This is a genomic window from Cedecea davisae (genome assembly GCF_044095835.1).
GTDB classification, from domain to species: domain Bacteria; phylum Pseudomonadota; class Gammaproteobacteria; order Enterobacterales; family Enterobacteriaceae; genus Cedecea; species Cedecea davisae.
Window position 1 is genome coordinate 4,930,748 of sequence record NZ_CP172054.1, and the last position, 23,527, is coordinate 4,954,274.

Annotated in this window: 21 protein-coding genes; 7 read left to right on the top strand and 14 right to left on the bottom strand. The window is 56.0% G+C overall.

What is annotated here, in order from left to right; all coding sequences use genetic code 11:
- Positions 1 to 56 precede the first annotated feature (56 nt).
- A complete protein-coding gene (locus tag ACG1VR_RS23500) occupies positions 57 to 1,343 on the top strand; it encodes a dicarboxylate/amino acid:cation symporter (protein ID WP_172568757.1) in 1,287 nt (428 codons plus the stop codon).
- A 332-nt stretch (positions 1,344 to 1,675) separates the two neighbouring features.
- A complete protein-coding gene (locus tag ACG1VR_RS23505) occupies positions 1,676 to 3,163 on the top strand; it encodes a pitrilysin family protein (RefSeq protein WP_016538722.1) in 1,488 nt (495 codons plus the stop codon).
- A gap of 50 nt (positions 3,164 to 3,213) precedes the next feature.
- On the opposite strand, the gene ACG1VR_RS23510 is transcribed toward ACG1VR_RS23505, so the two are convergent.
- Positions 3,214 to 4,146 (bottom strand): sugar kinase, encoded by a 933-nt coding sequence (locus ACG1VR_RS23510; RefSeq protein WP_172568759.1) that lies wholly within the window; start codon positions 4,144 to 4,146, stop codon positions 3,214 to 3,216.
- A gap of 242 nt (positions 4,147 to 4,388) precedes the next feature.
- On the opposite strand from ACG1VR_RS23510, the gene pdeH reads away from it, so the two are divergent.
- Complete coding sequence (gene pdeH / locus ACG1VR_RS23515) at positions 4,389 to 5,162, top strand: cyclic-guanylate-specific phosphodiesterase (RefSeq protein WP_172568760.1); 774 nt, start codon at positions 4,389 to 4,391, stop codon at positions 5,160 to 5,162.
- A gap of 65 nt (positions 5,163 to 5,227) precedes the next feature.
- Positions 5,228 to 7,294, top strand: coding sequence for an AsmA family protein (locus tag ACG1VR_RS23520; RefSeq protein WP_395489903.1), 2,067 nt, complete (start codon positions 5,228 to 5,230; stop codon positions 7,292 to 7,294).
- An 86-nt stretch (positions 7,295 to 7,380) separates the two neighbouring features.
- Here the strand turns inward: ACG1VR_RS23520 and ACG1VR_RS23525 are convergent, their stop codons facing one another.
- From ACG1VR_RS23525 to ACG1VR_RS23545, 5 genes are all read right to left on the bottom strand, one after another.
- Entirely contained in the window at positions 7,381 to 8,523 is a 1,143-nt protein-coding gene (locus tag ACG1VR_RS23525) for an IS481 family transposase (RefSeq protein ID WP_395488908.1), read from the bottom strand.
- A gap of 143 nt (positions 8,524 to 8,666) precedes the next feature.
- Positions 8,667 to 9,992: an MFS transporter gene (locus ACG1VR_RS23530; protein WP_016538717.1), complete on the bottom strand. Its 1,326-nt coding sequence runs from the start codon at positions 9,990 to 9,992 to the stop codon at positions 8,667 to 8,669.
- 196 nt (positions 9,993 to 10,188) lie between these two features.
- The gene (locus ACG1VR_RS23535; RefSeq protein ID WP_395489904.1) at positions 10,189 to 10,845 is read right to left on the bottom strand and encodes a DapH/DapD/GlmU-related protein; all 657 of its coding nucleotides are present in this window, start codon (positions 10,843 to 10,845) and stop codon (positions 10,189 to 10,191) included.
- Between the two features lie 91 nt (positions 10,846 to 10,936).
- Complete coding sequence (gene yhjD, locus ACG1VR_RS23540; protein ID WP_395489905.1) at positions 10,937 to 11,998, bottom strand: inner membrane protein YhjD; 1,062 nt, start codon at positions 11,996 to 11,998, stop codon at positions 10,937 to 10,939.
- 55 nt (positions 11,999 to 12,053) lie between these two features.
- The gene (locus ACG1VR_RS23545; protein ID WP_395489906.1) at positions 12,054 to 12,953 is read right to left on the bottom strand and encodes a LysR family transcriptional regulator; all 900 of its coding nucleotides are present in this window, start codon (positions 12,951 to 12,953) and stop codon (positions 12,054 to 12,056) included.
- 119 nt (positions 12,954 to 13,072) lie between these two features.
- Between ACG1VR_RS23545 and ACG1VR_RS23550 the strand changes: the two genes are divergently transcribed.
- Both ACG1VR_RS23550 and ACG1VR_RS23555 read left to right on the top strand, forming a co-directional pair.
- Positions 13,073 to 13,831, top strand: coding sequence for an SDR family NAD(P)-dependent oxidoreductase (locus ACG1VR_RS23550; protein WP_395489907.1), 759 nt, complete (start codon positions 13,073 to 13,075; stop codon positions 13,829 to 13,831).
- 137 nt (positions 13,832 to 13,968) lie between these two features.
- A complete protein-coding gene (locus ACG1VR_RS23555) occupies positions 13,969 to 15,111 on the top strand; it encodes an IS481 family transposase (RefSeq protein ID WP_395488908.1) in 1,143 nt (380 codons plus the stop codon).
- Positions 15,112 to 15,219: 108 nt separating this feature from the next.
- Here ACG1VR_RS23555 and yieH read toward each other — a convergent pair whose 3' ends face one another.
- Positions 15,220 to 15,885: a 6-phosphogluconate phosphatase gene (gene yieH, locus ACG1VR_RS23560; RefSeq protein ID WP_395489908.1), complete on the bottom strand. Its 666-nt coding sequence runs from the start codon at positions 15,883 to 15,885 to the stop codon at positions 15,220 to 15,222.
- Between the two features lie 168 nt (positions 15,886 to 16,053).
- Between yieH and ACG1VR_RS23565 the strand changes: the two genes are divergently transcribed.
- Positions 16,054 to 17,385, top strand: a complete 1,332-nt coding sequence (locus ACG1VR_RS23565) for an NCS2 family permease (RefSeq protein ID WP_395489909.1) — start codon at positions 16,054 to 16,056, stop codon at positions 17,383 to 17,385.
- 59 nt (positions 17,386 to 17,444) lie between these two features.
- Here ACG1VR_RS23565 and ACG1VR_RS23570 read toward each other — a convergent pair whose 3' ends face one another.
- From ACG1VR_RS23570 to rpmH, 7 genes are all read right to left on the bottom strand, one after another.
- Entirely contained in the window at positions 17,445 to 18,011 is a 567-nt protein-coding gene (locus tag ACG1VR_RS23570; RefSeq protein WP_016538710.1) for an NADPH-dependent FMN reductase, read from the bottom strand.
- A 17-nt stretch (positions 18,012 to 18,028) separates the two neighbouring features.
- Positions 18,029 to 18,787 (bottom strand): 4'-phosphopantetheinyl transferase superfamily protein, encoded by a 759-nt coding sequence (locus ACG1VR_RS23575; protein ID WP_039898947.1) that lies wholly within the window; start codon positions 18,785 to 18,787, stop codon positions 18,029 to 18,031.
- Positions 18,788 to 19,108: 321 nt separating this feature from the next.
- Positions 19,109 to 20,473 carry a tRNA uridine-5-carboxymethylaminomethyl(34) synthesis GTPase MnmE gene (gene mnmE, locus ACG1VR_RS23580; protein ID WP_395489910.1) on the bottom strand — a complete coding sequence of 455 codons (1,365 nt, stop codon included), beginning with the start codon at positions 20,471 to 20,473 and terminating at the stop codon, positions 19,109 to 19,111.
- A 78-nt stretch (positions 20,474 to 20,551) separates the two neighbouring features.
- Positions 20,552 to 22,192, bottom strand: coding sequence for a membrane protein insertase YidC (gene yidC, locus ACG1VR_RS23585; protein ID WP_016538706.1), 1,641 nt, complete (start codon positions 22,190 to 22,192; stop codon positions 20,552 to 20,554).
- A gap of 2 nt (positions 22,193 to 22,194) precedes the next feature.
- Positions 22,195 to 22,452: a membrane protein insertion efficiency factor YidD gene (gene yidD / locus ACG1VR_RS23590; RefSeq protein WP_071704120.1), complete on the bottom strand. Its 258-nt coding sequence runs from the start codon at positions 22,450 to 22,452 to the stop codon at positions 22,195 to 22,197.
- Positions 22,416 to 22,775 (bottom strand): ribonuclease P protein component, encoded by a 360-nt coding sequence (rnpA, locus tag ACG1VR_RS23595; protein ID WP_039898946.1) that lies wholly within the window; start codon positions 22,773 to 22,775, stop codon positions 22,416 to 22,418. Before rnpA ends, yidD begins: the two co-directional genes overlap by 37 nt.
- Positions 22,776 to 22,792: 17 nt before the next feature.
- Complete coding sequence (gene rpmH / locus ACG1VR_RS23600) at positions 22,793 to 22,933, bottom strand: 50S ribosomal protein L34 (protein WP_003849659.1); 141 nt, start codon at positions 22,931 to 22,933, stop codon at positions 22,793 to 22,795.
- Positions 22,934 to 23,527: the final 594 nt, after the last annotated feature.

Below are 23,527 nucleotides of genomic sequence, written 5' to 3' on the forward strand. Positions count from 1 at the left end.
AGTACGACCGGTTCCGAATACGGCGCTGCGGTTACTCTCCGTTCAAGGATACTCTAATGAAAACCTCACTCTTCAAAAGCCTTTATTTTCAGGTTCTGACCGCGATTGCTATCGGCATTCTGCTCGGTCACTTTTACCCGGAATTGGGTGCCCAAATGAAACCGTTTGGCGATGCGTTCGTCAAACTGATCAAAATGATTATTGCGCCCGTCATCTTCTGTACCGTGGTGACCGGGATTGCTGGCATGGAAAGCATGAAGGCCGTTGGCCGCACCGGCGCGGTTGCGCTGCTCTACTTTGAAATTGTCAGCACTATCGCTCTGATTATCGGCCTGGTGGTGGTTAACGTGCTGCAGCCTGGCGCGGGTATGAACGTAGATCCCGCAACGCTGGATGCTAAAGCCGTGGCGGTTTACGCCGAGCAGGCTCAGCAGCAGGGCGTGATTGCCTTCCTGTTAGACGTTATCCCCGGCAGCGTTATCGGCGCTTTCGCCAGCGGGAATATCCTGCAAGTTCTGCTGTTCGCGGTGCTGTTTGGCTTCGCTTTGCATCGCCTGGGCCACAAAGGCCAGATTATCTTTAACGTTATCGAAAGCTTCTCTCAGGTCATTTTCGGTATCATCAACATGATTATGCGCCTGGCCCCTATCGGCGCATTCGGCGCGATGGCATTCACCATCGGCAAATACGGCGTTGGCTCCCTGGTGCAGCTGGGCCAGCTGATTGTCTGCTTCTATATCACCTGTATTCTGTTTGTGGTTCTGGTTCTGGGTTCGATTGCCCGTGCCACCGGCTTTAGCATCTTCAAATTTATTCGCTACATCAAAGAAGAACTGCTGATCGTGCTCGGGACTTCTTCCTCCGAGTCCGTACTGCCGCGCATGCTCGACAAAATGGAAAAACTCGGCTGTCGTAAATCGGTTGTGGGGCTGGTTATTCCGACCGGTTACTCTTTTAACCTCGACGGCACCTCGATTTACCTGACCATGGCCGCGGTATTTATTGCCCAGGCGACCAACAGCCATATGGATATCTTCCATCAGATAACGCTCCTCGTGGTGCTGCTGCTCTCCTCTAAAGGGGCGGCAGGGGTGACCGGAAGCGGCTTTATCGTGCTGGCGGCAACCATTTCTGCGGTAGGGCATTTGCCTGTCGCGGGGCTGGCGCTGATCCTCGGTATTGACCGTTTTATGTCCGAAGCACGCGCCCTGACCAACCTGGTCGGCAACGGCGTGGCAACCGTAGTGGTAGCCAAATGGGTGAAGCAGCTTGATGAGAAACAGCTTAAAGAGCAGCTGGATAACCCACAATCCGACAAAAAAGTGACCGAAGTCACCCACTAATCCGACCAATTGCCCGCAGCGACTTGCCCTCGCTGCGGGCAACTCTGCATAATTACCCCTAATACCCGTCATACTTCAAGTTGCAGGGATGTTGGCCGCACTCCCTCATCTCAGTCACTTACTCAAGTAAGCTTCTGAGGACCCACTCCTTTGTCGCCTACCTGCAACTCGAATTATTTAGGGTTTTAATTGTCTATTTTTCACTTTCAAAAGTGACGTTTCCGCAGAAGTGCGGTCAAACGGATTGGTGAAATGTCACTGATGTCGGTCTGCGGACGTCGAATGCCGCGCCGATGTGCTACTTTTAACCAGGATTGTTTTTAGGGGTTCACATGCAGGGCACCAAGATTCGACTTTTAGCCGGAGGCTTGCTGTTAGTTGCGGCCGCCGGTAACGTGCAGGCAGAAGCGCTCCAGCCAGATCCGGCCTGGCAACAAGGAACGCTGGCAAACGGCTTCCAGTGGCAGGTATTAGCCACTCCCCAGCGCCCGAGCGATCGAGTAGAAATTCGCCTGATGGTGAATACCGGTTCGCTTACCGAAACCGCTCAGCAAAGCGGCTACAGCCACTTTTTACCGCGTATGGTGTTGACGCAGACCGGCGGTCTGCCAACAAGCCAGGCGCGTTCGCTATGGCAGCAGAGCAGCGACCCTGAGCGTCCGCTGCCCCCGGCAATTGTCTCTTATGACTTCACGCTGTTTAATCTCAGCCTGCCTAACAACCGCAATGACCTTCTGAAAGAAGCGTTGGCGTTTCTGGCAACCAATACCGGCACGTTAAACGTCGACTCCGATACAGTCGCCGCCGCGCTGCGCGCCCCGGATATGGTTGCAACCTGGCCGATGAACACCAAAGACAGCTGGTGGCGCTACCGTCTTAAAGGCTCCACGCTGCTGGGCCACGACCCTGCGGAAGACCTCAAGCGCCCGGTTGATGCCGCGCAGCTGAAAGCGTTTTACGACAAGTGGTACACCCCGGATGCGATGACGCTCATCGTGGTGGGCAACGTGGACAGCCGCAACGTTGCGGAGCAAATCAATAAAACCTTCGGCGAGCTGAAGGGGAAGCGTGAAACGCCTGCTCCGGTGGCAACGCTTTCTCCGCTGAAGCCTGAGCCGGTCAGCATGATGACCGGCAGCGTGCGTCAGGACAGGCTTTCTCTGATGTGGGACAACCAGTGGCAGCCGATTCGTGACTCTGCCGCGCTGCTGCGCTACTGGCGTGCCGACCTGGCTCGTGAGGCGCTGTTCTGGAACGTTCAGCAGAACCTCAGCAGCAAAAACGGCGGCAAAGATATTAATCTGAGCTTCGACTGCCGCGTGCTTTACCAGCGCGCCCAGTGCGGGATTAACATTGAGTCACCAAACGACAAGCTGAACAGCAGCCTGACCTCCGTGGGGCGTGAGCTGCTGAGAGTGCGGGATAAAGGTCTGTCGCAGGAAGAGTTTGATGCGCTGATTGCCCAGAAGAAAAATGAGCTGACCAAGCTGTTTGCGACCTACGCCCGCACCGATACCGATGTGCTTATCAGCCAGCGTATGCGCTCATTGCAGAATCAGGTTGTGGACATCGCGCCGGAGCAGTATCAGAAGTTGCGCCAGGACTTCCTGGACAGCCTGACCGTGCCGATGATTAATCAGGATCTGCGCCAGCAGCTTTCCCAGGAGATGGCTCTGGTTCTGCTGCAGCCGAAGGGTGAGCCCGAGTACAACATGAAGGATTTGCAGGAAACGTGGGAGAAGGTGATGGTTCCGGCAGCCGCGCCGCCCGTGACCGACGATCCTAAGCAGGATGTTTCGGATATTCCTCCGGCTTCTTAACGCGGGAACTGCCCTTCACTCCGCCCCTCTCCCAAAAGGAGAGGGTCAACTCAGGCAGGCATGGCTTCCTGCGGGATAATCGCCCCGCGATACTGAATCACCGTACTTGCCGTCAGATGGCCGCGCCTTGCGGCCTCTTCCGCGCTGCCACCGCTCAGGCGCACCGCCAGATAGCCTGCGCTAAAGGAATCTCCCGCCGCCGTAGTATCAATGACTTTCTCTTTCGCCAGCTTTACCGCCGGGATCTCCAGCACCGCTTCGCCCTTAACCGCAACCAGGCAAGAGTCTGCCCCGCGCTTAATAACCACTTCGCTCACCCCTGCCGCCTGGGTTCGCTGGATAACGTCGCTGGCCGGGCTGGTGCCCCAAAGCGCGTCTTCATCGTCCAGCGTCAGGAACGCGATGTCGGTGCAGGCCAGCATTTGCCGATAGACGCTCTGCGTCTCTTCCCGGCTGGCCCATAAACGCGGGCGATAGTTGTTATCAAAAATCACCTTACAGCCGCTGGCCCGCGCCTGTTTCAGCAACGCCATCAGCCTGTTTCGGCTGGCTTCGTTGAGAATGGCGAGGCTGATGCCGCTCAGGTAGAGATAGTCGAACCGCGCCAGCTCGGCGCAAACCTCTGCTGAGCGTTCGCTCTCCAGCCAGAAACGGGCGGCGGCCTCGTTACGCCAGTAGTAAAAAGTACGCTCTCCGCTGGCGTCGGTTTCGATGTAATAAAGCCCCGGCAGCCGGTGCTCCAGGCGCTGGATAAGCCCGGTATGCAGCCCTTCCCGGGACCACGCCTCAAGCATTTGCCGGCTGAAACTATCTTCACCAAGAGCGGTAACGTAATGAACGGCAAGCGAGTTTTTATCAACCTGGCGAGCAAGATAAACCGAGGTATTTAGCGTGTCGCCGCCGAAACCGCGCTGTAGTTCCGCACCGTTTTGTGACAGCTCTATCATGCATTCGCCGATAACGGCAATTTTGCTGGTTGGCATAGGAGACCTGATGATTAAACGAACAAAAAGAGAGTTTTTTGCATTCTCCGCCGCGTTGAAAAGTGAGTCAAACAATTTAAAACGACGTTTTGAAAAAATTTGAAGTGCGCCAGGTTGTTGTGATTGTGACAAAAATCGCGGCCAAACGTTTTGCTGCGAAAGCGAACATAAAGTTCTCTATTGCCACGCCGATAACCTTTCGACGAGCCATGTAGAGTCATCAGGTCAAACAGGATGTACAGATGAAGTTGAAGCAGATTACTCACCGGCTGCATACGCTTGAAGCGAGCGTGGAAAGTTTGCAGGAACGACGATTTTGGCTGCAATGCCAGCGGCGCTACACCTTTCAGCCAATTTATAAAATCGACGGGAAATTAATGGCAGTTGAGCTGCTGACGGTGGTTACGCATCCGGGCGAAGCTGATGCCCGTATCCCGCCCGACCGCTATTTCTCCTCGATTTCCGGACACCAGCGTCTTGATGTCATTGAAGAGCAGCTGCGCCTGCTCGAGGCGTGGGAACAGACCTTTATCCGGCACGGTATTCTGGCGTCGGTAAACGTGGACGGCCCTACGCTTATCGCCATGAAGCAGCATCAGCCGATCCTTGAGCTGATCGCTAAGCTGCCGTGGGTGCGCTTTGAGTTGGTCGAGCATATTAATTTACCGCAGGCGGCAACACTTGCAGGCATGCACGAATTCGGCCCGCTCTGGCTGGATGATTTTGGTACCGGACTGGCAAACTTTTCCGCGCTGAGCGAAGTGCGTTACGACTATATCAAAGTCGCGCGTGAGCTTTTTATCATGCTGAGAAAGAGCGATGAAGGGCGTAATCTTTTTACCATGCTGTTGCAGTTGATGAACCGCTATTGCAAGGGTGTTATCGTAGAAGGTATTGAAACTATTGAAGAATGGCGCGATGTGCAGTCCTCTCCTGCCTATGCTGCCCAGGGGTACTTTCTGTCCCGCCCGGTGCCTTTCGAAAACCTGGAAAATGTTCTGACCCGTTTCCCCTGATGCCGTTTTGGTCTCGCTGGACTATCTTTTAGTCAGGCAGACCGGCATTAGGAGAGGAAAACAGGATGACGAGAACAGGTAAAATAAGCAGTGGAATCGCCGGGATTTTCTTGTTGTTGGTTGTAGTGGCGATCGTCGTGATTGCGACTTTCGACTGGAATCGACTGAAACCAACCATCAACCAAAAAGTCTCGACAGAGCTGAACCGCCCTTTTGCTATTCGCGGTGATTTGGGCGTTGTCTGGGAACGTAATAAAGAGGAAACGGGCTGGCGCAGCTGGATTCCGTGGCCGCACGTTCACGCCGAAGATATTCTCCTCGGCAACCCGCCGGATATCCCCGAAGTGACGATGGTGCATCTGCCACGAGTGGATGCAACCCTGGCCCCGCTGGCGCTGCTCACCAAAACTGTTTATATCCCGTGGATCAAGCTGGTTGAGCCGGACGCACGGATTATCCGGCTGTCGGAAAAAAACAATAACTGGACTTTTAACCTCGCCGATTCAACCTCTGAAGACCCAAATCAGAAGCCTTCCGGGTGGTCGTTCCGCCTCGACAATATTCTGTTTGATAAAGGCCGAATCACCGTCGATGACAAAGTGACGAAGGCTGATTTGACCCTCCTGGTTGACCCGCTCGGGAAACCGCTGCCGTTCAGTGAAGTCTCCGGGCAGAAACCGCAGGGCAAAGATGCGGCGAAGGCCGCCGACTACGTTTTGGGCCTGAAAGTGAATGGCCGCTACGGCGGACAGCCGGTGGAAGGGAGCGGAAAAATTGGCGGCATGCTGGCGCTTCGCAGTGAGAACGACAGCGCCTTCCCGGTACAGGCAGACGTGCGCTCGGGCACTTCGCGCGTTGCTTTTATTGGCACCATCAACGACCCGATGAAAATGGGCGGCGTTGACCTGCGCCTGAAATTCTCGGGCGACTCCCTCGGCAATCTCTATGCGCTGACCGGCGTTTTACTGCCTGAAACCCCGCCGTTTGAAACTGATGGCCATCTGTTGGCAAAAATCGATTCTGAAAAAGGTTCGATATTCCGCTATCAGGATTTTAACGGGCGAATTGGCGACAGCGATATTCACGGCTCGCTAACTTACAGCCAGGGCAAACCCCGGCCTAAGCTGGAGGGGGATCTGGTTTCTAAACAGCTGCGCCTTGCCGATTTGGGGCCGCTGATCGGCGTGGACTCGGGGAAGGGAGTTGAGAAAACCGAAAAGGCAAAACAGCAACGTGGGGAAAAAACGGCGCAACCGGCCGACAAGGTGCTGCCTTACGACCGCTTTGAAACGGATAAGTGGAACGTGATGGATGCCGACGTGCGCTTTAAAGGGCAGCGCATCGAGCACAGCGGAACGCTACCGCTTAGCGATCTCTCCACCCACGTTATCTTAAAAAATGCCGACCTGCGCTTGGATCCGCTGAAGTTTGGCATGGCGGGGGGCAGCATCAACGCCAATATTCACCTCGAAGGCGATAAAAAGCCGATGCAGGGCAAAGCGGAGATTCAGGCGCGGCGTCTTCAGCTTAAACAGCTGATGCCCAAGGTCGAGTCGATGCAGAAGACCCTTGGGGAACTGAATGGTGACGCCAATCTTAGCGGGCGAGGTAACTCCGTTGCCGGACTGCTGGGCACCAGCAACGGCAACCTCAAGCTGCTGATGAACGACGGCCTTATTAGCCGCAACCTGATGGAAATCGTTGGTTTAAACGTTGGGAACTATATCGTCGGCAAGATTTTTGGTGATGACGAAGTGCGCATCAACTGCGCCGCTGCGAATCTGGATCTGCGTAACGGGACGGCGACGCCGAGGATTTTTGCCTTCGATACGGAAAATGCGCTGATTAACGTCACCGGCAGCACCAATTTCGCCAGCGAGCGGCTGGACTTAACCATCGACCCTGAAAGCAAAGGTATTCGAATTATCACCCTGCGTTCACCGCTGTACGTGCGCGGTACGTTTAAGAACCCGGATGCGGGCGTGAAGCCGGGGCCGCTGATTGTGCGCGGTGCGGTTGCCGCCGCTCTGGCGACTTTAGTGACGCCTGCTGCGGCGCTGGCCGCGCTGATATCGCCCTCGGAAGGGAGTGATAATCAGTGCCGGACTATTCTGGGGCAGATGAAGAAGTGAGTGAAGCTTCCCCTCACCCCAGCCCTCGCCCCGTGTACGTTCCGGGGACATAGTAGACAGATGTTCGGGGACATAGTGAACACCTTTTAACATCTTTTACCCATGATGATCGACCGGTTCTTCAGGTCGATCATTCCCACTTTCGTGCTGTACCACCACACCTCATAACAACCGTCCTCACCGCTTTCCTTCAGCCCCACTCGCTCTCCCCTGAACGCTTTGCCCGCTTTCAGGCTGATACCTCTGATGCTCAGGCTTCCACTGATATCCACTTTTCTTACCGCCACGCCGTCATCGTACTCCGGCCCGGGAGCATCGCTTCTGTACTGTCTGGCCGAAGGCTGATAGCGCGAACCCGGGACCGCCATATTCAGTCCCTCATGCGGGCGTTCAAAGTTATAGACCTCCCGCCAGTGGTCAAATACCCGCTGGAGCTGGTCGCTGTCCGTGAACCATTTCCCCTGCAGAACCTCCGCCTTCAGACTGCGGTGAAAACGCTCGAGCTTGCCCTGCGTCTGGGGATGATAAGGCCGCGAGTGCCCCACCCGGATACCCTGACGCATCAGCCACAGCTCCAGCGCGGTCCAGGTCCCGGTGGTGTCTCCCCAGGGCGCCCCGTTATCCATGGTCATCCTCTCCGGCAGGCCATAGCGCTCAAACACCTTTGTCAGATGTGACTGCACGGTCTCACGCCGCTCGTTGTCGCAGTGCGTCAGGCAGAGTGAAAACCGGGAGTGGTCGTCCAGCAGCGTGAGGGGATGGCTGCGCCCACCGGCGAAGGGAAAGTGTCCCTTAAAATCCATCTGCCAGAGGGCGTTCGGCCTGCCGTGTTCGAAGCGACCGGCAGAGGGGATACCCGGCGGTACACCGGGTAGCAGGCCGTGACGGTGCATCAGGTTGTGCACGGTACTGACGGCAGGAAGGTGGTGCCCCTGCGCTTCCAGCCAGGCCTTAATCTTGCGGGCTCCCCAGCGGGGATGGGCCAGGTGTGCCTGCTGTAACAGGTCAGCCACCTGAGCGGCGGTGGCGTTGGGAGAATGATGGGGAGCCCGTGAGCGGTCAGCGAGGCCGGGAAGTCCGGCCTCGAGAAAGCGGCAAAGCCACTTATATCCGGTGGCGGGCGCGATGCCGAAGTGGCGACAGAGCGCCCGGATGTTAGCCCCGTCCTGCGAGGCAAAGTGAACAAACTCGTGACGTAATGACATGGTATCTCTCGCATCCCAGGGCATAAGCGACTCCGGAAGAGGGTTCTTATGCCGTAGTTGTAAGTGTCTACCATGTCCCCGAACAAGTGTTCACCATGTCTCCGGTATGTACACCCCGAAGGGGTGAGGGGGAAAAGAAAAACCAGGGGAGAGGGTGAGGGTAAAAATTACAGCGACTGGTGGCGGGTTTCTTTGCTCAGCAGCAGCGCAATCAGCGTCAGCGCCGACATGCACGCCAGATACACGCCAACATAGAACAGGCCGTAATTAGCCTGCAGCCAGGTGGCAATGTAGGGCGCAACGGACGCCCCAAGAATGGAGGCGACGTTGTAGGAGAATGAAGCCCCGGTATAGCGAACCTCGGTCGGGAACAGCTCCGGCAGCAGGGCGCCCATCGGGCCGAAGGTCAGCCCCATCAGGCTCAGGCCGATTAACAGATAGGCCATCACCAGCGCCTGGTTTCCTGAACCCAGCAGCGGCGGGAAGACGAACAGGGCAAATACGATCATCAGGCTGGTGATAATAATCATGCTCTTGCGGCGGCCAAACGCGTCCGCAAGGTAGCCTGCAATCGGCACCATCACGCCAAAGCCAATCACCGCCATCATCAGCATCCACAGCACGTCGTTACGCGAGAAACCAAGGCCGGCCGGTGCGGGCGCGGTACTGAAGGTCATCGAGTAGACCGTCATGATATAGAACAGCGTATAGGTTGCCAGCATGATGAAGGTGCCGAGGATGGTGGCCTTCAAATGTTTGCTCAGCAGCGTACCCATCGGCACTTTTACCTGCTTTCCGGCTTTGGCAATCTTCGCGAATACCGGGGTTTCATGCAGCGATACGCGCACATAAAGCCCGATAATGACCAATACGGCAGATAGAATAAACGGTACGCGCCAGCCCCAGGACATAAACTGCTCGTCGGTCAGCAGCCAGGAGAGCAGGAGGAAGGTGCCGTTGGCAAAGAAGAAGCCAATAGGCGCACCAAGCTGCGGGAAGGAGCCGTACAGCGCGCGTTTACGCGGCGGCGCATTCTCGGTTGCCAGCAGGGCAGCACCGCCCCATTCACCGCCAAGGCCAAGACCCTGGCCAAAGCGAGCCAGAGCCAGCAGCAGCGGGGCGAAAATGCCAATGGAGGCATAGCCCGGCAGCAGGCCAATCACCACGGTAGAAACACCCATGGTTAGCAGAGATGCAACCAGCGTGACCTTGCGGCCCACCCGGTCGCCAAAGTGACCAAATAGCGCCGAGCCAATCGGGCGCGCAATAAAGGCGATAGCAAAGGTAGCCAGCGACTGTAGCGTGGCCGCCGTCGGGTCACCCTGCGGGAAGAAAATGTGCGGGAAAACAATCACCGCCGCAGTGGCGTAAATGTAAAAGTCGAAGAACTCGATGGCCGTGCCGACCAGCGAGGCAACAACGACTTTTCCGCGTGAGTTTACTGGCGTGGCGTCAGCCCCGGTATCGAGAGTTGTGGCAACGGATGCTTGCATAGATTTTTCTTATTTATAGCGAACGAAGGACCATTTACGCATAGCAAAAGGAGCATTTCAACGCGCCGCGCGGCCTGTGGCCGGTCAATAAATGGTCATTAAGTGGATAATTTTCAGACTGGCGCGTAAGCATCTATGAAATGCTTCACGAAATTTACAAAATAGATGATAAAACTGGTTTTAGGTTAAATAAAAGTTACCAGTTAGATTTATCTGCTAAGTTGGCCTCTTCCTCACGGCGGGAGCAAAAAGCGGCGATATCGCCGGACTGAAACTCGTCCAGATGCGACATGAGTTTATCCAGCGGCCAGTCCCACCAGGCAATGCGTTGCAGGCTGGCGGCAATATCCTGCGGGAAGCGGCTGCGGATAAGCTTAGCGGGAACGCCGCCAACGATGGTGTAGGGCGCGACGTCTTTGCTCACTACCGCCCCGGCGGCAAGTACCGCGCCGTCGCCGACCGTTACGCCGGGCAGTACGATAACTCCGTGCCCAATCCACACGTCATTACCAATCACCACTCTGTCTTCCCGGCGGTGTTCAAAGAATGAGGTATCCCGGCTAACGTCCGCGGCGTAATACTCCGGGCAATAGGTAAAGCGATGTTGTGAAGGGCGGTCCATCGGGTGGTTGGGCGCGCCGAGGCGAACATGGTTGGCAATGGCGGTGAATTTACCGATAACGCTATCGGCAATGCAGCAGTGTTCGCCCAGGTAGGAGAAGTCGCCCAGCGAGCTGTATTCCACCACGGTGTTGGCAAGGATTTCGCACTGCTCGCCGATTTGGGCTTCCCGCAGGCGAACGCTGGGGTCGATAAAGGTTTTCTTGAGCTTGGGTACGGAGGCGGTTGTCATGGCACTGTTCTCTGGTCGGAGGTTTAGACAAGTAAACCCGCCAGCACGGATGCTGGCGGCCTACCTATCCTGACCGGAGATCATGACAAGATTATTTATGCGTCTTGCCCGGCATTCTTGGGTCGTCTTTATATTCCGCGGTGGCAATCCAGGCGGCACAAAACAGCGTCAGTCGGGCGAAGAAGTAGAAGAAGGCCATCAGCCCAAGCACCGAGCCAAATGCGGCCCCGGACGGCGAGCTGACAAGCTTTGGCAGGCTGTAGGTCATGATGATTTTGATAACCTCGAAGCCAATCGCCGCAATCAGAGTGCCGCGGATCAGCGCTTTACGGCGCGGGCGGTGGCGCGGCAGACGCCAGAAAATCCAGAAAAACAGCAGGTAGTTAGCGAAAATAGAAATCGCCAGGCCGACCAGATGCCAGGCCGGTTTCAGCCATTCGATGTCGCCGAGGTGCAGCAGGCCAATCAGCAACGTCTGGGCCGAGCCTGAGATAGACGTTATCGAGAGCGTAACAATCAGCGCAATCAGCAGGCCAATCAGCGAGATAAAGTCACGCAGATATTTTATCCAGAATTTTTCCTGATCCTGCGGGCTACGCTCCCACTTATCGCGCGACTGGGCGCGCACCGCTTCGCGCAGGTTACCCATCCAGTTTATGCCGGAGTAGAGCGCAATCAGCAGCCCGACCAGGCCGACGGTGGTTCGCTGCTGAACGGCGGTGTTGATGGTATTTTTCAGCGTAGCGGCAAGGGTGGGATCGCTGACGTTATCGAGGATCTTGGCAAAAATATCTTCAAGCAGGGTTGGGTGCGAGGCGAGAACATAGCCGCCCGCTGCAAACGCCACCATCATTATTGGGATAAGCGACAGGAACGAGAAGTAGGTAATGGCCGCTCCGAACTGGTTGCCAAGGCGGTCATTAAAGCGCTCCGTCGCGCGCAGCAGGTGCGCCACCATAGGCAGCCTGACCGTTTTATTCACGGTGGCGATGGTGCTGTTTACGGCGGCGTTGCCGGTTTTGAGCTTGACCAGCGGCTCGCTATTGTCCGTTTGCTCGCTTTTCTCTTCGTCCTGTGGAGGCGTAATGCTCACTACAGGCTGGAATTCCAGCTCGTTGGTTGGGCGTTTTTCGCTATTATCCGGCGTCGTCATCGGGTCAATTTTCCTTTTGTTAAGGCAGGATCTTAAGGAAATTATAGCCATAACGCTAATCTACATACGATTTCAGTATCTCAGTTAACCACTCCATAAACAGATGTACCCGCCGGGAAAGGTTGCGGCGGTGCGGGTAAAGCAGCGAGATGGGCATTGGTTCGGCGCGGTATTGCGGCAGGATTTCCACCAGGCTGCCGTTCTTCAACTGGGCTTTTACCCCTACGCGCGGCACCTGAATAATGCCCAGCCCGGCAACGCAGGCGGCCTGATAAGTTTCGGTGCTGTTGACCGTAATCAGCCCGCCGGTTTTCACCCATTGCGTGGTTTTATCCAGCCAGACTTCAAATCCCTGAGGCCTTGATCCAAGGTTTTGCGCGTAATGTACCAGCGCGTGGGAAGCGAGGTCGTCGAGGTTTTCAGGGTAGCCAAAGCGGCTCAGGTAGTCCGGGCTGGCGCAGTTAATCATGGTGAATTTGCCAATCGGCCTTGCCACCAGGCCGGAGTCTTTGAGTTGCCCCACGCGCACTACGCAGTCAAACCCTTCCCGCACCACATCAACCATTCTGTCGCTGCTGCTGAGTTCTAATTCGATACCGGGATATTGCTGAAGAAAGCCGGGGAGTTTGGGAATAATCAGGCCGCGTGCCAGCGTAACCGGCATATCCACCCGCAGCCGCCCGCTGATGCTGGCGGGGTCGCTCTGGAACAGACCGTCCAGCTCGTCGAGGTTGGCCAGCAGATCCCGGCAGCGTTCGTAATAGACCATCCCGTCCTGGGTGAGCTGAACCCGGCGGGTGGTTCTGTGCAGCAGGCGCGTGCCGAGGGTGCTTTCCAGCGCCTGAATCTGGCGTGAAACGCTGCCCTTAGGTAGCCCAAGTGTGTCTGCGGCGCGGGTGAAACTCTCCAGCTCCGCCACTCTGACGAAAAGCTGCATTGCGTGTATTTTATCCATCTTATCCCCGCATTGTTGTCGCCAGTGAAACAGTGAAGCGCGTTACGGCATATTTATTGATTTTGTATCAGCTAATAAGCTGTATCTCAATTACCAGACGGCCAATTAAGAGGTTTATCATGAGTCAGCGCATCGCTTTAGTGACCGGCGGCAGCCGTGGATTAGGTAAAAACGCAGCCCTGAAGCTGGCGGCAAAGGGAATGGGGATTATCCTCACCTTTAACAGCCAGAAGCAGGAAGCGGAGAAGGTCGTGAGTGAAATTGAACGATTTGGCGTGAAAGCAGCGGCAATTCAGCTCAACGTCGGCGATTCTTCAGCGTTCGCTAATTTTGCTGAGCAGGTTAAAGAGACGCTGCAAAAGGTCTGGCAGTGCGACAGGTTTGATTATTTATTGAACAATGCGGGAATTGGCCTCGAAGCTTCATTTGCAGAAACCACCGAAGCCCAGTTTGATGAAATTATGAACATTCATCTGAAGGGGCCATTCTTCCTGACCCAGCGCCTGCTGCCGCTGATCAAAGACGGCGGGCGTATCCTGAATGTTTCCACCGGGCTGACGCGTTTCTCGCTGCCGGGCAAAGCCGCCTACGCCACGATGAAAGGAGCGATGGAGGTGCTGACCAAATACCAGGCCAAAGAGCTGGGTTCACGCGGGATTGCGGTGAACATCATCGCGCCGGGGGCGATTGCCACAGATTTTAGCGGCGGTATTGTGCGGGATAACGAGCATGTGGCTAAAGCTATCGCTGCGCAAACCGCGCTTGGCCGCGTGGGCCAGCCGGATGATATTGGCGATGCTATTGCCGCTATTCTTAGCGATGAAACCGGCTGGATGAATGCCCAGCGCATCGAAGTTTCCGGCGGGATGTTCCTTTAATTTTTTGACCGTTCCCGACAGGTGACCCTCACCCTAACCCTCTCCCTATGTACATACCGGAGACATGGTGAACACTTGTTCGGGGACATGGTAGACACTTACAACTACGGCATAAGAACCCTCTTCCGGAGTCGCTTATGCCCTGGGATGCGAGAGATACCATGTCATTACGTCACGAGTTTGTTCACTTTGCCTCGCAGGACGGGGCTAACATCCGGGCGCTCTGTCGCCACTTCGGCATCGCGCCCGCCACCGGATATAAGTGGCTTTGCCGCTTTCTCGAGGCCGGACTTCCCGGCCTCGCTGACCGCTCACGGGCTCCCCATCATTCTCCCAACGCCACCGCCGCTCAGGTGGCTGACCTGTTACAGCAGGCACACCTGGCCCATCCCCGCTGGGGAGCCCGCAAGATTAAGGCCTGGCTGGAAGCGCAGGGGCACCACCTTCCTGCCGTCAGTACCGTGCACAACCTGATGCACCGTCACGGCCTGCTACCCGGTGTACCGCCGGGTATCCCCTCTGCCGGTCGCTTCGAACACGGCAGGCCGAACGCCCTCTGGCAGATGGATTTTAAGGGACACTTTCCCTTCGCCGGTGGGCGCAGCCATCCCCTCACGCTGCTGGACGACCACTCCCGGTTTTCACTCTGCCTGACGCACTGCGACAACGAGCGGCGTGAGACCGTGCAGTCACATCTGACAAAGGTGTTTGAGCGCTATGGCCTGCCGGAGAGGATGACCATGGATAACGGGGCGCCCTGGGGAGACACCACCGGGACCTGGACCGCGCTGGAGCTGTGGCTGATGCGTCAGGGTATCCGGGTGGGGCACTCGCGGCCTTATCATCCCCAGACGCAGGGCAAGCTCGAGCGTTTTCACCGCAGTCTGAAGGCGGAGGTTCTGCAGGGGAAATGGTTCACGGACAGCGACCAGCTCCAGCGGGTATTTGACCACTGGCGGGAGGTCTATAACTTTGAACGCCCGCATGAGGGACTGAATATGGCGGTCCCGGGTTCGCGCTATCAGCCTTCGGCCAGACAGTACAGAAGCGATGCTCCCGGGCCGGAGTACGATGACGGCGTGGCGGTAAGAAAAGTGGATATCAGTGGAAGCCTGAGCATCAGAGGTATCAGCCTGAAAGCGGGCAAAGCGTTCAGGGGAGAGCGAGTGGGGCTGAAGGAAAGCGGTGAGGACGGTTGTTATGAGGTGTGGTGGTACAGCACGAAAGTGGGAATGATCGACCTGAAGAACCGGTCGATCATCATGGGTAAAAGATGTTAAAAGGTGTTCACTATGTCCCCGAACATCTGTCTACTATGTCCCCGGAACGTACACCCTAAAAGGGAGAGGGGACAGACTGAATCCAGTTTTCGGGGTGAGGGGCAACTCCTACGCCGTAATTTCCCAGCCGCGTGCTTTCCACAGCGCCGGTAATTCCGCCAGGTCGGTAAAAGTCGTCACTTTAGGATGATCGATTGGCCTGTTGTGGGGATCGGCACAGAAGTAGAAGACCTCCATCCCCGCCGCAACGCCGGACTGTGCCCCCGCCATCGAATCATCAACCAGAATGCTGCGCTCCACGCTGACCTTCATCTGCTCGGCGGCGTGAAACATCAGCGCCGGGTCCGGCTTCCAGCGCTGAATATCGTAGCCGCTGTACAGCGTGTCGGGGAAGTAGTCGAGCATGCCGGTTTTACCGAGCGAATGCTGCATCTTGCTAACCGGGCCGTTAGACACCACGCACATCGGCTTGCGTATTTGCGTCAGCAGCGTATTTGCCCCGGCGATCTCCTGTAATTCGCTATCGAACAGCCGCGCGACTTCGGCGCGGTAAATTGCTTCCAGCTCGGGCTTCGGCAGGCTGGTGCCATGCTGCGCATTAATTGTGTCGATAATTTCGTAAAGTTTAACGCCCTTGAAGGTCTTAAAGACGTCTTCAAGCGCAAGCTGAATGCCGTATTGCGCAAACATATGCACGTAGGCTTTGGAGCAGATTACTTCGCTGTCTACCAGCGTGCCATCGCAGTCAAAAAATACCGCTTCTATACCGGACATGCCGTTTCCTTGGTTTCAGATTTAACGTTTACTCTATGCTTTTTGCGCAACGCAATCGATCCCGTTGCGATAATTTCCGCGAAAAAAGTGGATGATTTGCGTTATCCCCTGCCATTTTTGGTATAGGATAGCGGCGTATTTTTTCCTCTTTTAGTTCGGAAACCGATAATGAGCCAACCACAGTCCACTCCGGAAGCAAGCCCGGGGCTGCTCGAACGCGCGTTCAAATTACGTGAACATGGCACCACCGCACGTACCGAGGTGATAGCCGGGTTTACCACGTTCCTGACGATGGTCTACATCGTTTTTGTTAACCCACAAATTCTCGGTGCCGCAGGCATGGATACCCAGGCGGTATTCGTGACAACCTGCCTGATTGCCGCTTTTGGCAGCATCCTGATGGGCCTGTTTGCTAACCTGCCGGTAGCGCTGGCTCCGGCGATGGGGCTTAACGCCTTCTTCGCTTTTGTCGTCGTTGGCGCTATGGGGCTTTCCTGGCAAGTTGGAATGGGCGCAATTTTCTGGGGCGCCGTCGGCCTGCTGCTGCTAACCATTTTCCGCGTTCGCTACTGGATGATAGCCAATATCCCGCTTGGCCTGCGCGTCGGTATCACCAGCGGTATTGGCCTGTTTATCGGCATGATGGGGCTGAAAAATGCCGGTATCATCGTTGCCAACAAAGAGACGCTGGTCAGCATCGGCAACCTGACTTCCCATAGCGTTCTGCTGGGCGCGCTGGGCTTCTTTATCATCGCCGTACTCGCCTCCCGCAATATTCACGCCGCGGTGCTGGTGTCCATTGTGGTGACCACTCTGCTGGGCTGGCTGCTGGGTGATGTGCAATATCACGGCATCGTGTCTGTGCCGCCGAGCGTAAGCAGCGTTGTGGGCCAGGTTGACCTTGCTGGCTCCCTGAATCTGGGTCTTGCGGGCGTTATCTTCTCCTTTATGCTGGTAAACCTGTTTGACTCCTCCGGCACCCTGATTGGCGTGACCGATAAAGCCGGGCTGACCGACGAGAAGGGCAAGTTCCCGCGCATGAAGCAGGCGCTGTTTGTTGACAGTATCTCCTCCGTGACCGGTTCCTTCTTCGGCACCTCTTCGGTTACCGCCTATATCGAAAGCTCTTCCGGCGTTTCCGTCGGCGGGCGTACCGGCCTGACCGCCGTTATCGTCGGTTTACTGTTCCTGTTGGTTATCTTCTTGTCTCCGCTGGCGGGTATGGTTCCGGCTTATGCGGCCGCAGGCGCGCTGATTTACGTCGGCGTGCTGATGACCTCAAGCCTGGCACGCGTGAAGTGGGACGACCTGACAGAAGCGGTTCCTGCGTTTGTTACCGCGGTGATGATGCCGTTCAGCTTCTCGATTACCGAAGGTATCGCGCTGGGCTTTATCTCTTACTGCGTGATGAAACTGGGCACCGGCCGCTGGCGCGAGCTTAGCCCGTGCGTCATTATCGTTGCGCTGCTGTTTGTGCTGAAAATCGTTTTTGTCGATTAAGCCGGACGCTAAAAACAACAACGCCAGTCATGATGACTGGCGTTTTTTTTGGCTGATTATCAGGCCTTAACGCGACGAATGTAGTCGCCAAAGGCGGTAAGTTGGCCGGTAAGATGGTCGAGGGTGCTTTGGTCCACCACTTCGCCACTCTGGGTATCGACTTTGTTCTGAATGACGCCGCCCATAAATTCAGGTTTGTTCATCACCATTGCGTCGAGGAAGACGAGGATCTGACGCAGGTGATACTGGCAACGTGCGCCGCCGATTGCGCCCATCGAGCTGGTCTGGATTAGCACCGGCTTGCCCGCCAGCGGCTGCTCAGGGAGACGAGAAAGCCAGTCAATGGCGTTTTTCAGGCCGCCCGGCACCGAGTAGTTGTATTCCGGAGTGACAATCACCACGCCATCAGCCTGGCGGATCTGCTCGGCAATCGCCTCGACGCTCTGCGGGAAACCCTCTTCCTGCTGAACATCCGCGTCGTAAAGCGGAATGTCGCCGATGGAAGGCAGGGCGTCTATCTGCATGCCCGCCGGGGCAATGTTCGGCAGCGTACGGGCTACCATCGCATTAAATGAACCCTTACGCAGGCTCCCCAGTAAAGTCACTATCTTCAACGAATCAGACATTGGTACTCCTTTCTTTGTCAGGACGTTCGGGAAAATGTGTTGTGCGGCGCGGCGGATTCAGACGGGATGCCGGTCAGGCGAATCAGGCTGCCCTGAGCGCTACGGCTGCGGGCTTCCGCATCCGGCAATGCCTGCCACCCTTGTTGGCCGTCAAACTCCCACAGCTTCAGGCGTTCCACGCCGGGCGCAACGGTACAGCCCCAGATGAGGATGTCTTCAGCGTCGCTTACGGCTTCAATATGCGGTTCGTTTGTGACGCGCAGGCGACCAGAGCCCGGCAATAATTGTAGTGCGCTGGGGCTGGTTTGCGGGTTATCCGTCAGTTTTAGCACACTTTGGCGCAGGGTGTGCAGCTGGGTGCGTGCTTCGTTTGGATCGTTTTGGTTGTCTATCCAGGTGGTTTCGCTGCTGCTGCTTTGCGGGTATTGCAGAACTGGAGAAGGCGCAAGGAAGCTGCGGCGAAGTTCCATATCCAGGCCACAGCGGCCCTCGGTGGCGAGTAAAACGCCAACCATATTTCCGGCATAGGCGATGCTGAAGTCCGGCAGCTCGTCGTCCGCAAAGTGCGGCCGCCCCGCAGTAGAGGTGATAATACGCGGCAGGCGCTGAGTGCCATACAGCATAAACATCATCTCGGCCAGCAGCGTTCTGGAGGCCAGATAGCGGGTACGGCGATGCTCGGGCATCAGGCTGGCACTGTTAAGGGTTTCGTCATTCAGGCGTGGAGATGTGGGATTGGGAGGGTTCAGAGCCCATCTTGCAAAATGCGTCGCCATTTGTCGCTCCATGATAATGGTCAGTAGATGTAATGCTGTTTTCGCTGAACAAAAACAGCGCTCCGCTTCGCTTCCTGAACGCCGTCAGGAAGAGAATAGTAATCCCCTGGTCAATGCGTTGTCATTGATGCTATTCAGGGAAATTATCTATTTTTTGCACGATATATTATATATCCAAGCCCGGGAAAATTCTGAGTGCTTTGTATATGTTGCGTACTGAAGGTGTCAGCCTGAAGACATCACTTTGAAATAATGATGTATTTTTTAGCCGGGAGAAATGCCCCGCATCCTGAACTGTGACGCGGGGCTAAAGCGGGGGTGTTATTTACCGATACAGAAGCTGGAGAAGATGCGGCCCAGCAGATCGTCGGAGCTGAATTCGCCGGTGATTTCACTTAAGTTCTGCTGCGCCAGGCGCAGCTCTTCCGCCAGCAGTTCTCCGGCCCAGGCACCGAGCAGCTGCGCTTTACCCTGCTGCAAATGGTTTGCCGCCTGTTCCAGCGCTTGCAGGTGGCGGCGGCGGGCGAGGAAGCCGCCTTCCATATTGGTTTCGAAGCCCATGCTCTGCTTCAGGTGGGCACGCAGCACCTCTACGCCTTCGCCGGTTCGGGCCGACAGGCGAACCAGTGAGTGGCCATTCACTTCGCTCAGCCCCAGCGTCTCGCCGGTAACGTCCGCTTTATTGCGCACGACGGTTATCGGTAAACGTTCCGGCAGGCGGGCGATAAAGTCCGGCCAGATAGCGGCCGGATCTAATGCGTCGGTGGTGGTGCCATCGACCATAAACAGCACGCGATCGGCCTGTTCAATTTCCTGCCAGGCGCGTTCGATACCGATGCGCTCAACTTCGTCGCTGGCTTCGCGCAGGCCTGCCGTATCGATAATGTGCAGCGGCATACCGTCGATGTGGATATGCTCGCGCAGCACGTCGCGGGTGGTGCCGGCGATGTCGGTAACAATGGCGGCTTCACGACCGGCCAGGGCGTTTAGCAGGCTGGATTTACCGGCGTTAGGCCGCCCGGCAATGACCACTTTCATACCTTCACGCAGCAGGCTGCCCTGACGTGCTTCGGCGCGTACCGCATCAAGATCGCCAATGACCTGATTCAGCTGGGCTTCAATCTTGCCGTCCGAAAGGAAGTCGATCTCTTCATCCGGGAAGTCGATAGCCGCTTCTACATAAATACGCAGGTGCGTCAGCGCTTCAACCAGGTGATTAACGCGCGCTGAGAAAGCGCCCTGCAGCGAGTTGAGTGCTGAACGTGCGGCCTGTTCGGAGGTGGCGTCAATCAAGTCGGCAATCGCTTCGGCCTGAGCCAGGTCGAGCTTGTCGTTGAGGAACGCCCGCTCGGAGAACTCACCGGGGTTAGCGATGCGCAGGCCGGACAGCGTCAGAATGCGCTTTAACAGCAGGTCGAGGATGACCGGGCCGCCGTGCCCCTGAAGTTCAAGAACATCTTCACCGGTAAACGAATTCGGGCCGGGGAACCACAGGGCAATGCCCTGGTCCAGCGCGCTTCCGTCCGCATCGCGAAACGGTAAGTAGTCCGCATAGCGCGGTTTAGGCAGTTTGCCGAGGACGGCTTCAGCCACCTCGCGCGCCTGACGGCCGGAAATACGCAGAATGCCTACGCCGCCGCGCCCCGGCGGGGTGGCCTGGGCGATAATTGTGTCATTGTGGCTCATAGTCTCTCTCAGCCCTTGAATAACAAAAGAAAAAGGCGGTCAATCGACCGCCTTTCGTAAGCTTAACGCCAGATGTTATCAGGTCTTTTTCTTGTCGCGGCTATGCAGGCCACGTTTTTCCAGACCGCGATAAATCAGCTGCTGCTGAAGGATGGTCACCAGGTTGCTGACGATATAGTACAGCACCAGACCTGACGGGAACCACAGGAAGAACACGGTGAAGATGACCGGCATAAAGGTCATGATCTTCTGCTGCATCGGGTCGGTTACCGTGGTCGGCGACATCTTCTGGATGAAGAACATCGTCGCGCCCATCAGAATCGGCAGGATGTAGTACGGGTCCTGTGCGGACAGGTCATGGATCCACAGGGCGAACGGCGCGTGGCGCAGCTCAACGGAACCCATCAGCATGTAGTACAGCGCCAGGAAGATTGGCATCTGGATGATAAGCGGGAAGCAGCCACCCAGTGGGTTAACCTTCTCAGCTTTATACAGCGCCATCATCTCCTGACTCATGCGCTGCTTATCGTCACCGATACGCTCACGCATCGCCGCCAGCTTCGGCTGCAGCATACGCATTTTCGCCATCGAGGTGTACTGCGCTTTGGTCAGCGGGTACATGATGCCGCGCACGATAAAGGTGATGACGATAATGGAGAAGCCCCAGTTACCGATGAAGCTGTGGATAAATTTCAGCAGCTTAAACAGCGGCTGAGAAATGAACCACAGCCAGCCGTAATCTACGGTCAGGTCAAGGTGTGGCGCAACGGCTGCCATCTTGTCCTGGATTTCCGGGCCGACCCACAGGGTGCTGCCCAGTTGAGCGGTTTGGCCAGGCTGAACCAGCTGTGAAGCGGATTTATAACCAATCGCTGCCACATTGTTGCTCAGTTTGGTGGTATAGAAGTTGTTCGTGCCGGTTGTGTGCGGAACCCATGCGGTAGCAAAGTATTGCTGCAGCATCGCAACCCAGCCGCTGTTCGCGCTCAGGTTCAGGTTCTCGCCGTCGGCGATGTTGTCGAACTTAACTTTCTCGTATTTCGCGTCCGGGGTGGAGTAAGCAGCACCGCGGAAGGTGTGCAGCGCAAAGTTGCTGCTGCCGGTATCGCGATGCGTCGGCAGATTGATGGACTGCTTCAACTGACCAAAGGTCGCCAGCTCCAGCGGTTTCTCGCCCACGTTCTTCACATCGTAATCCACACCCACGGAGAACTCACCGCGTTTCAGGGTGAAGGTCTTGGTGAAGGTGTTGCCTGCGGCATCGGTATAGGTCAGCGGAACCGCCAGTTCGTTCTGGCCGTCAGCCAGCACAAAGGTGTCTGCCGTGACGTTATACAGAGGACGTTCGCCGTTTGCCGGGTTGTCCGGGCCGTCACGACCGGTCAGGCCGCTTTGCGCCTGGTAGATAAACTCCGGGGTCGTTTCCAGCAGTTGGAACGGCTCGGAAGATTTCAGCTCTTTCGGGTAGGTTGGCAACAGCGCTTGTTCTACATCACCACCGCGGGTGTTGATGGTCAGTTCAAGAACGTCAGTTTTAACCGTAATGAGTTTCCCCTGGCCGCTGGCCGGTACAGCCTGATTAGCGGCATTACCCGTTGCGGTGGTCGTAGTCTGCGTGGTCTGCTGTACCTGAGGAGCGTGATCCTGCTCCCAGGCTTGCCAGATCATGAAAGACACGAACAACAAAGCGATGAGAAAAAGATTGCGTTGCGAATCCATCGTTAGTGTTCTCTGGTATCAAAAGGTCCGGGCGGGACGGGATCGTCTCCACCGGGGTTCAAAGGGTGGCATTTTAGTACGCGTTTCATCGTTAACCAACTGCCTTTTAACACTCCAAACCTGCGTAAGGCCTCAATTCCGTAGTGAGAACAGGTTGGGGTGAAACGGCAATGCGGCCCGAGAAGCGGACTAATCAGGCGTTGATAGACCCTGATAAGGGCTATCAGGACCCGCGAGACTGGCGACAATGGCGACGCCATAACTTTTCCAATGCTTCCGATAAAGCCCGGTTATCCAGGTCGGCAACCCCTTTTTTCGCTACTACCACGAAATCCATTGGCGGCAGTTCGTGTTGACGCAGACGGAAGCTTTCACGCGTCAGACGTTTAATCCGATTGCGTTCATGTGCGCGTTTGACGTTTTTCTTGGCGACGGTAAGACCGATGCGGGGATGCCCCAGCGAATTCAGGCGGCCGAGGATGGTGATTTGCGGCGTGCCAGCTCTTTGCGGCTGCTGGAAGACGAATGTGAAATGATTGGGAGTTAACAAACGTAACTCCCTGGGAAAAGCTAGCTTAACCACTCAGGGGTTAGCTTTTATTACTTAGAAACGGTCAGACGAGAACGGCCTTTAGCACGACGACGTGCCAGTACCTGACGACCATTTTTAGTTGCCATACGAGCACGGAAGCCGTGAGAACGGTTGCGCTTCAGTACAGACGGTTGAAAAGTGCGTTTCATGGCGATTTCTACCTAAACTATTAAATTTCACTGGATTTGCGTAATGCCCTACAGGGTCTGCGAACGACTTACGCTTCAGTGTGGCTGATTAAAGAGGCCGGATTGTAATAATTGTACACTCCGGAGTCAATTCAATTCCCTTACTGCTGCGCCCTTTTGACCCCCGTAAAGAGGCCCGGATCTCCGCTGAAGTACAGCGGCATTACGCGACGGGTGGAGAATTATACGGCGTTGTCGATAAAGCGCAAGGATCCGCAGGGATCTTCCTCAGATCTCTTTAGTCAAAAATGTGCGCTGGTCATTAAATTTTCCAATATGAGACGGTTACCCGCTGCACGCTTGCCAGGATCGATTACACTTAACCGGCTCAAAACTTCCCTGTGGATAATTCGTGAAGAATCTGTGAGAAACAGAAGATCTCTGCCGCGCTTTAGGCTATGATCCGCGGTCCCGATCGTGATCCAGCTTTCACCGGGGAAACCGCAAATAGCGGTTCGCGCGCCTCCCACAGCCTGAGAGCGTGTGTCAACAATCATGAATGTATAACTTTCAGTCTTCGTCTTTTTTATCGACTTTGATCGAGTGGAGTCCGCC

Coding starts and splice junctions, on each gene's coding strand:
- rpmH (WP_003849659.1), bottom strand. CDS start 22,933: ATGAAACGCACTTTTCAACCGTCTGTACTGAAGCGCAACCGTTCTCAC.
- ACG1VR_RS23525 (WP_395488908.1), bottom strand. CDS start 8,523: ATGCCCTGGGATGCGAGAGATACCATGTCATTACGTCACGAGTTTGTT.
- ACG1VR_RS23545 (WP_395489906.1), bottom strand. CDS start 12,953: ATGGATAAAATACACGCAATGCAGCTTTTCGTCAGAGTGGCGGAGCTG.
- yhjD (WP_395489905.1), bottom strand. CDS start 11,998: ATGACGACGCCGGATAATAGCGAAAAACGCCCAACCAACGAGCTGGAA.
- mnmE (WP_395489910.1), bottom strand. CDS start 20,473: ATGAGCCACAATGACACAATTATCGCCCAGGCCACCCCGCCGGGGCGC.
- pdeH (WP_172568760.1), top strand. CDS start 4,389: ATGAAGTTGAAGCAGATTACTCACCGGCTGCATACGCTTGAAGCGAGC.
- ACG1VR_RS23500 (WP_172568757.1), top strand. CDS start 57: ATGAAAACCTCACTCTTCAAAAGCCTTTATTTTCAGGTTCTGACCGCG.
- ACG1VR_RS23505 (WP_016538722.1), top strand. CDS start 1,676: ATGCAGGGCACCAAGATTCGACTTTTAGCCGGAGGCTTGCTGTTAGTT.
- ACG1VR_RS23550 (WP_395489907.1), top strand. CDS start 13,073: ATGAGTCAGCGCATCGCTTTAGTGACCGGCGGCAGCCGTGGATTAGGT.
- ACG1VR_RS23510 (WP_172568759.1), bottom strand. CDS start 4,146: ATGCCAACCAGCAAAATTGCCGTTATCGGCGAATGCATGATAGAGCTG.
- yidD (WP_071704120.1), bottom strand. CDS start 22,452: ATGGCGTCGCCATTGTCGCCAGTCTCGCGGGTCCTGATAGCCCTTATC.
- yieH (WP_395489908.1), bottom strand. CDS start 15,885: ATGTCCGGTATAGAAGCGGTATTTTTTGACTGCGATGGCACGCTGGTA.
- yidC (WP_016538706.1), bottom strand. CDS start 22,192: ATGGATTCGCAACGCAATCTTTTTCTCATCGCTTTGTTGTTCGTGTCT.
- ACG1VR_RS23530 (WP_016538717.1), bottom strand. CDS start 9,992: ATGCAAGCATCCGTTGCCACAACTCTCGATACCGGGGCTGACGCCACG.
- ACG1VR_RS23555 (WP_395488908.1), top strand. CDS start 13,969: ATGCCCTGGGATGCGAGAGATACCATGTCATTACGTCACGAGTTTGTT.
- ACG1VR_RS23520 (WP_395489903.1), top strand. CDS start 5,228: ATGACGAGAACAGGTAAAATAAGCAGTGGAATCGCCGGGATTTTCTTG.
- ACG1VR_RS23575 (WP_039898947.1), bottom strand. CDS start 18,787: ATGGCGACGCATTTTGCAAGATGGGCTCTGAACCCTCCCAATCCCACA.
- ACG1VR_RS23570 (WP_016538710.1), bottom strand. CDS start 18,011: ATGTCTGATTCGTTGAAGATAGTGACTTTACTGGGGAGCCTGCGTAAG.
- ACG1VR_RS23535 (WP_395489904.1), bottom strand. CDS start 10,845: ATGACAACCGCCTCCGTACCCAAGCTCAAGAAAACCTTTATCGACCCC.
- ACG1VR_RS23565 (WP_395489909.1), top strand. CDS start 16,054: ATGAGCCAACCACAGTCCACTCCGGAAGCAAGCCCGGGGCTGCTCGAA.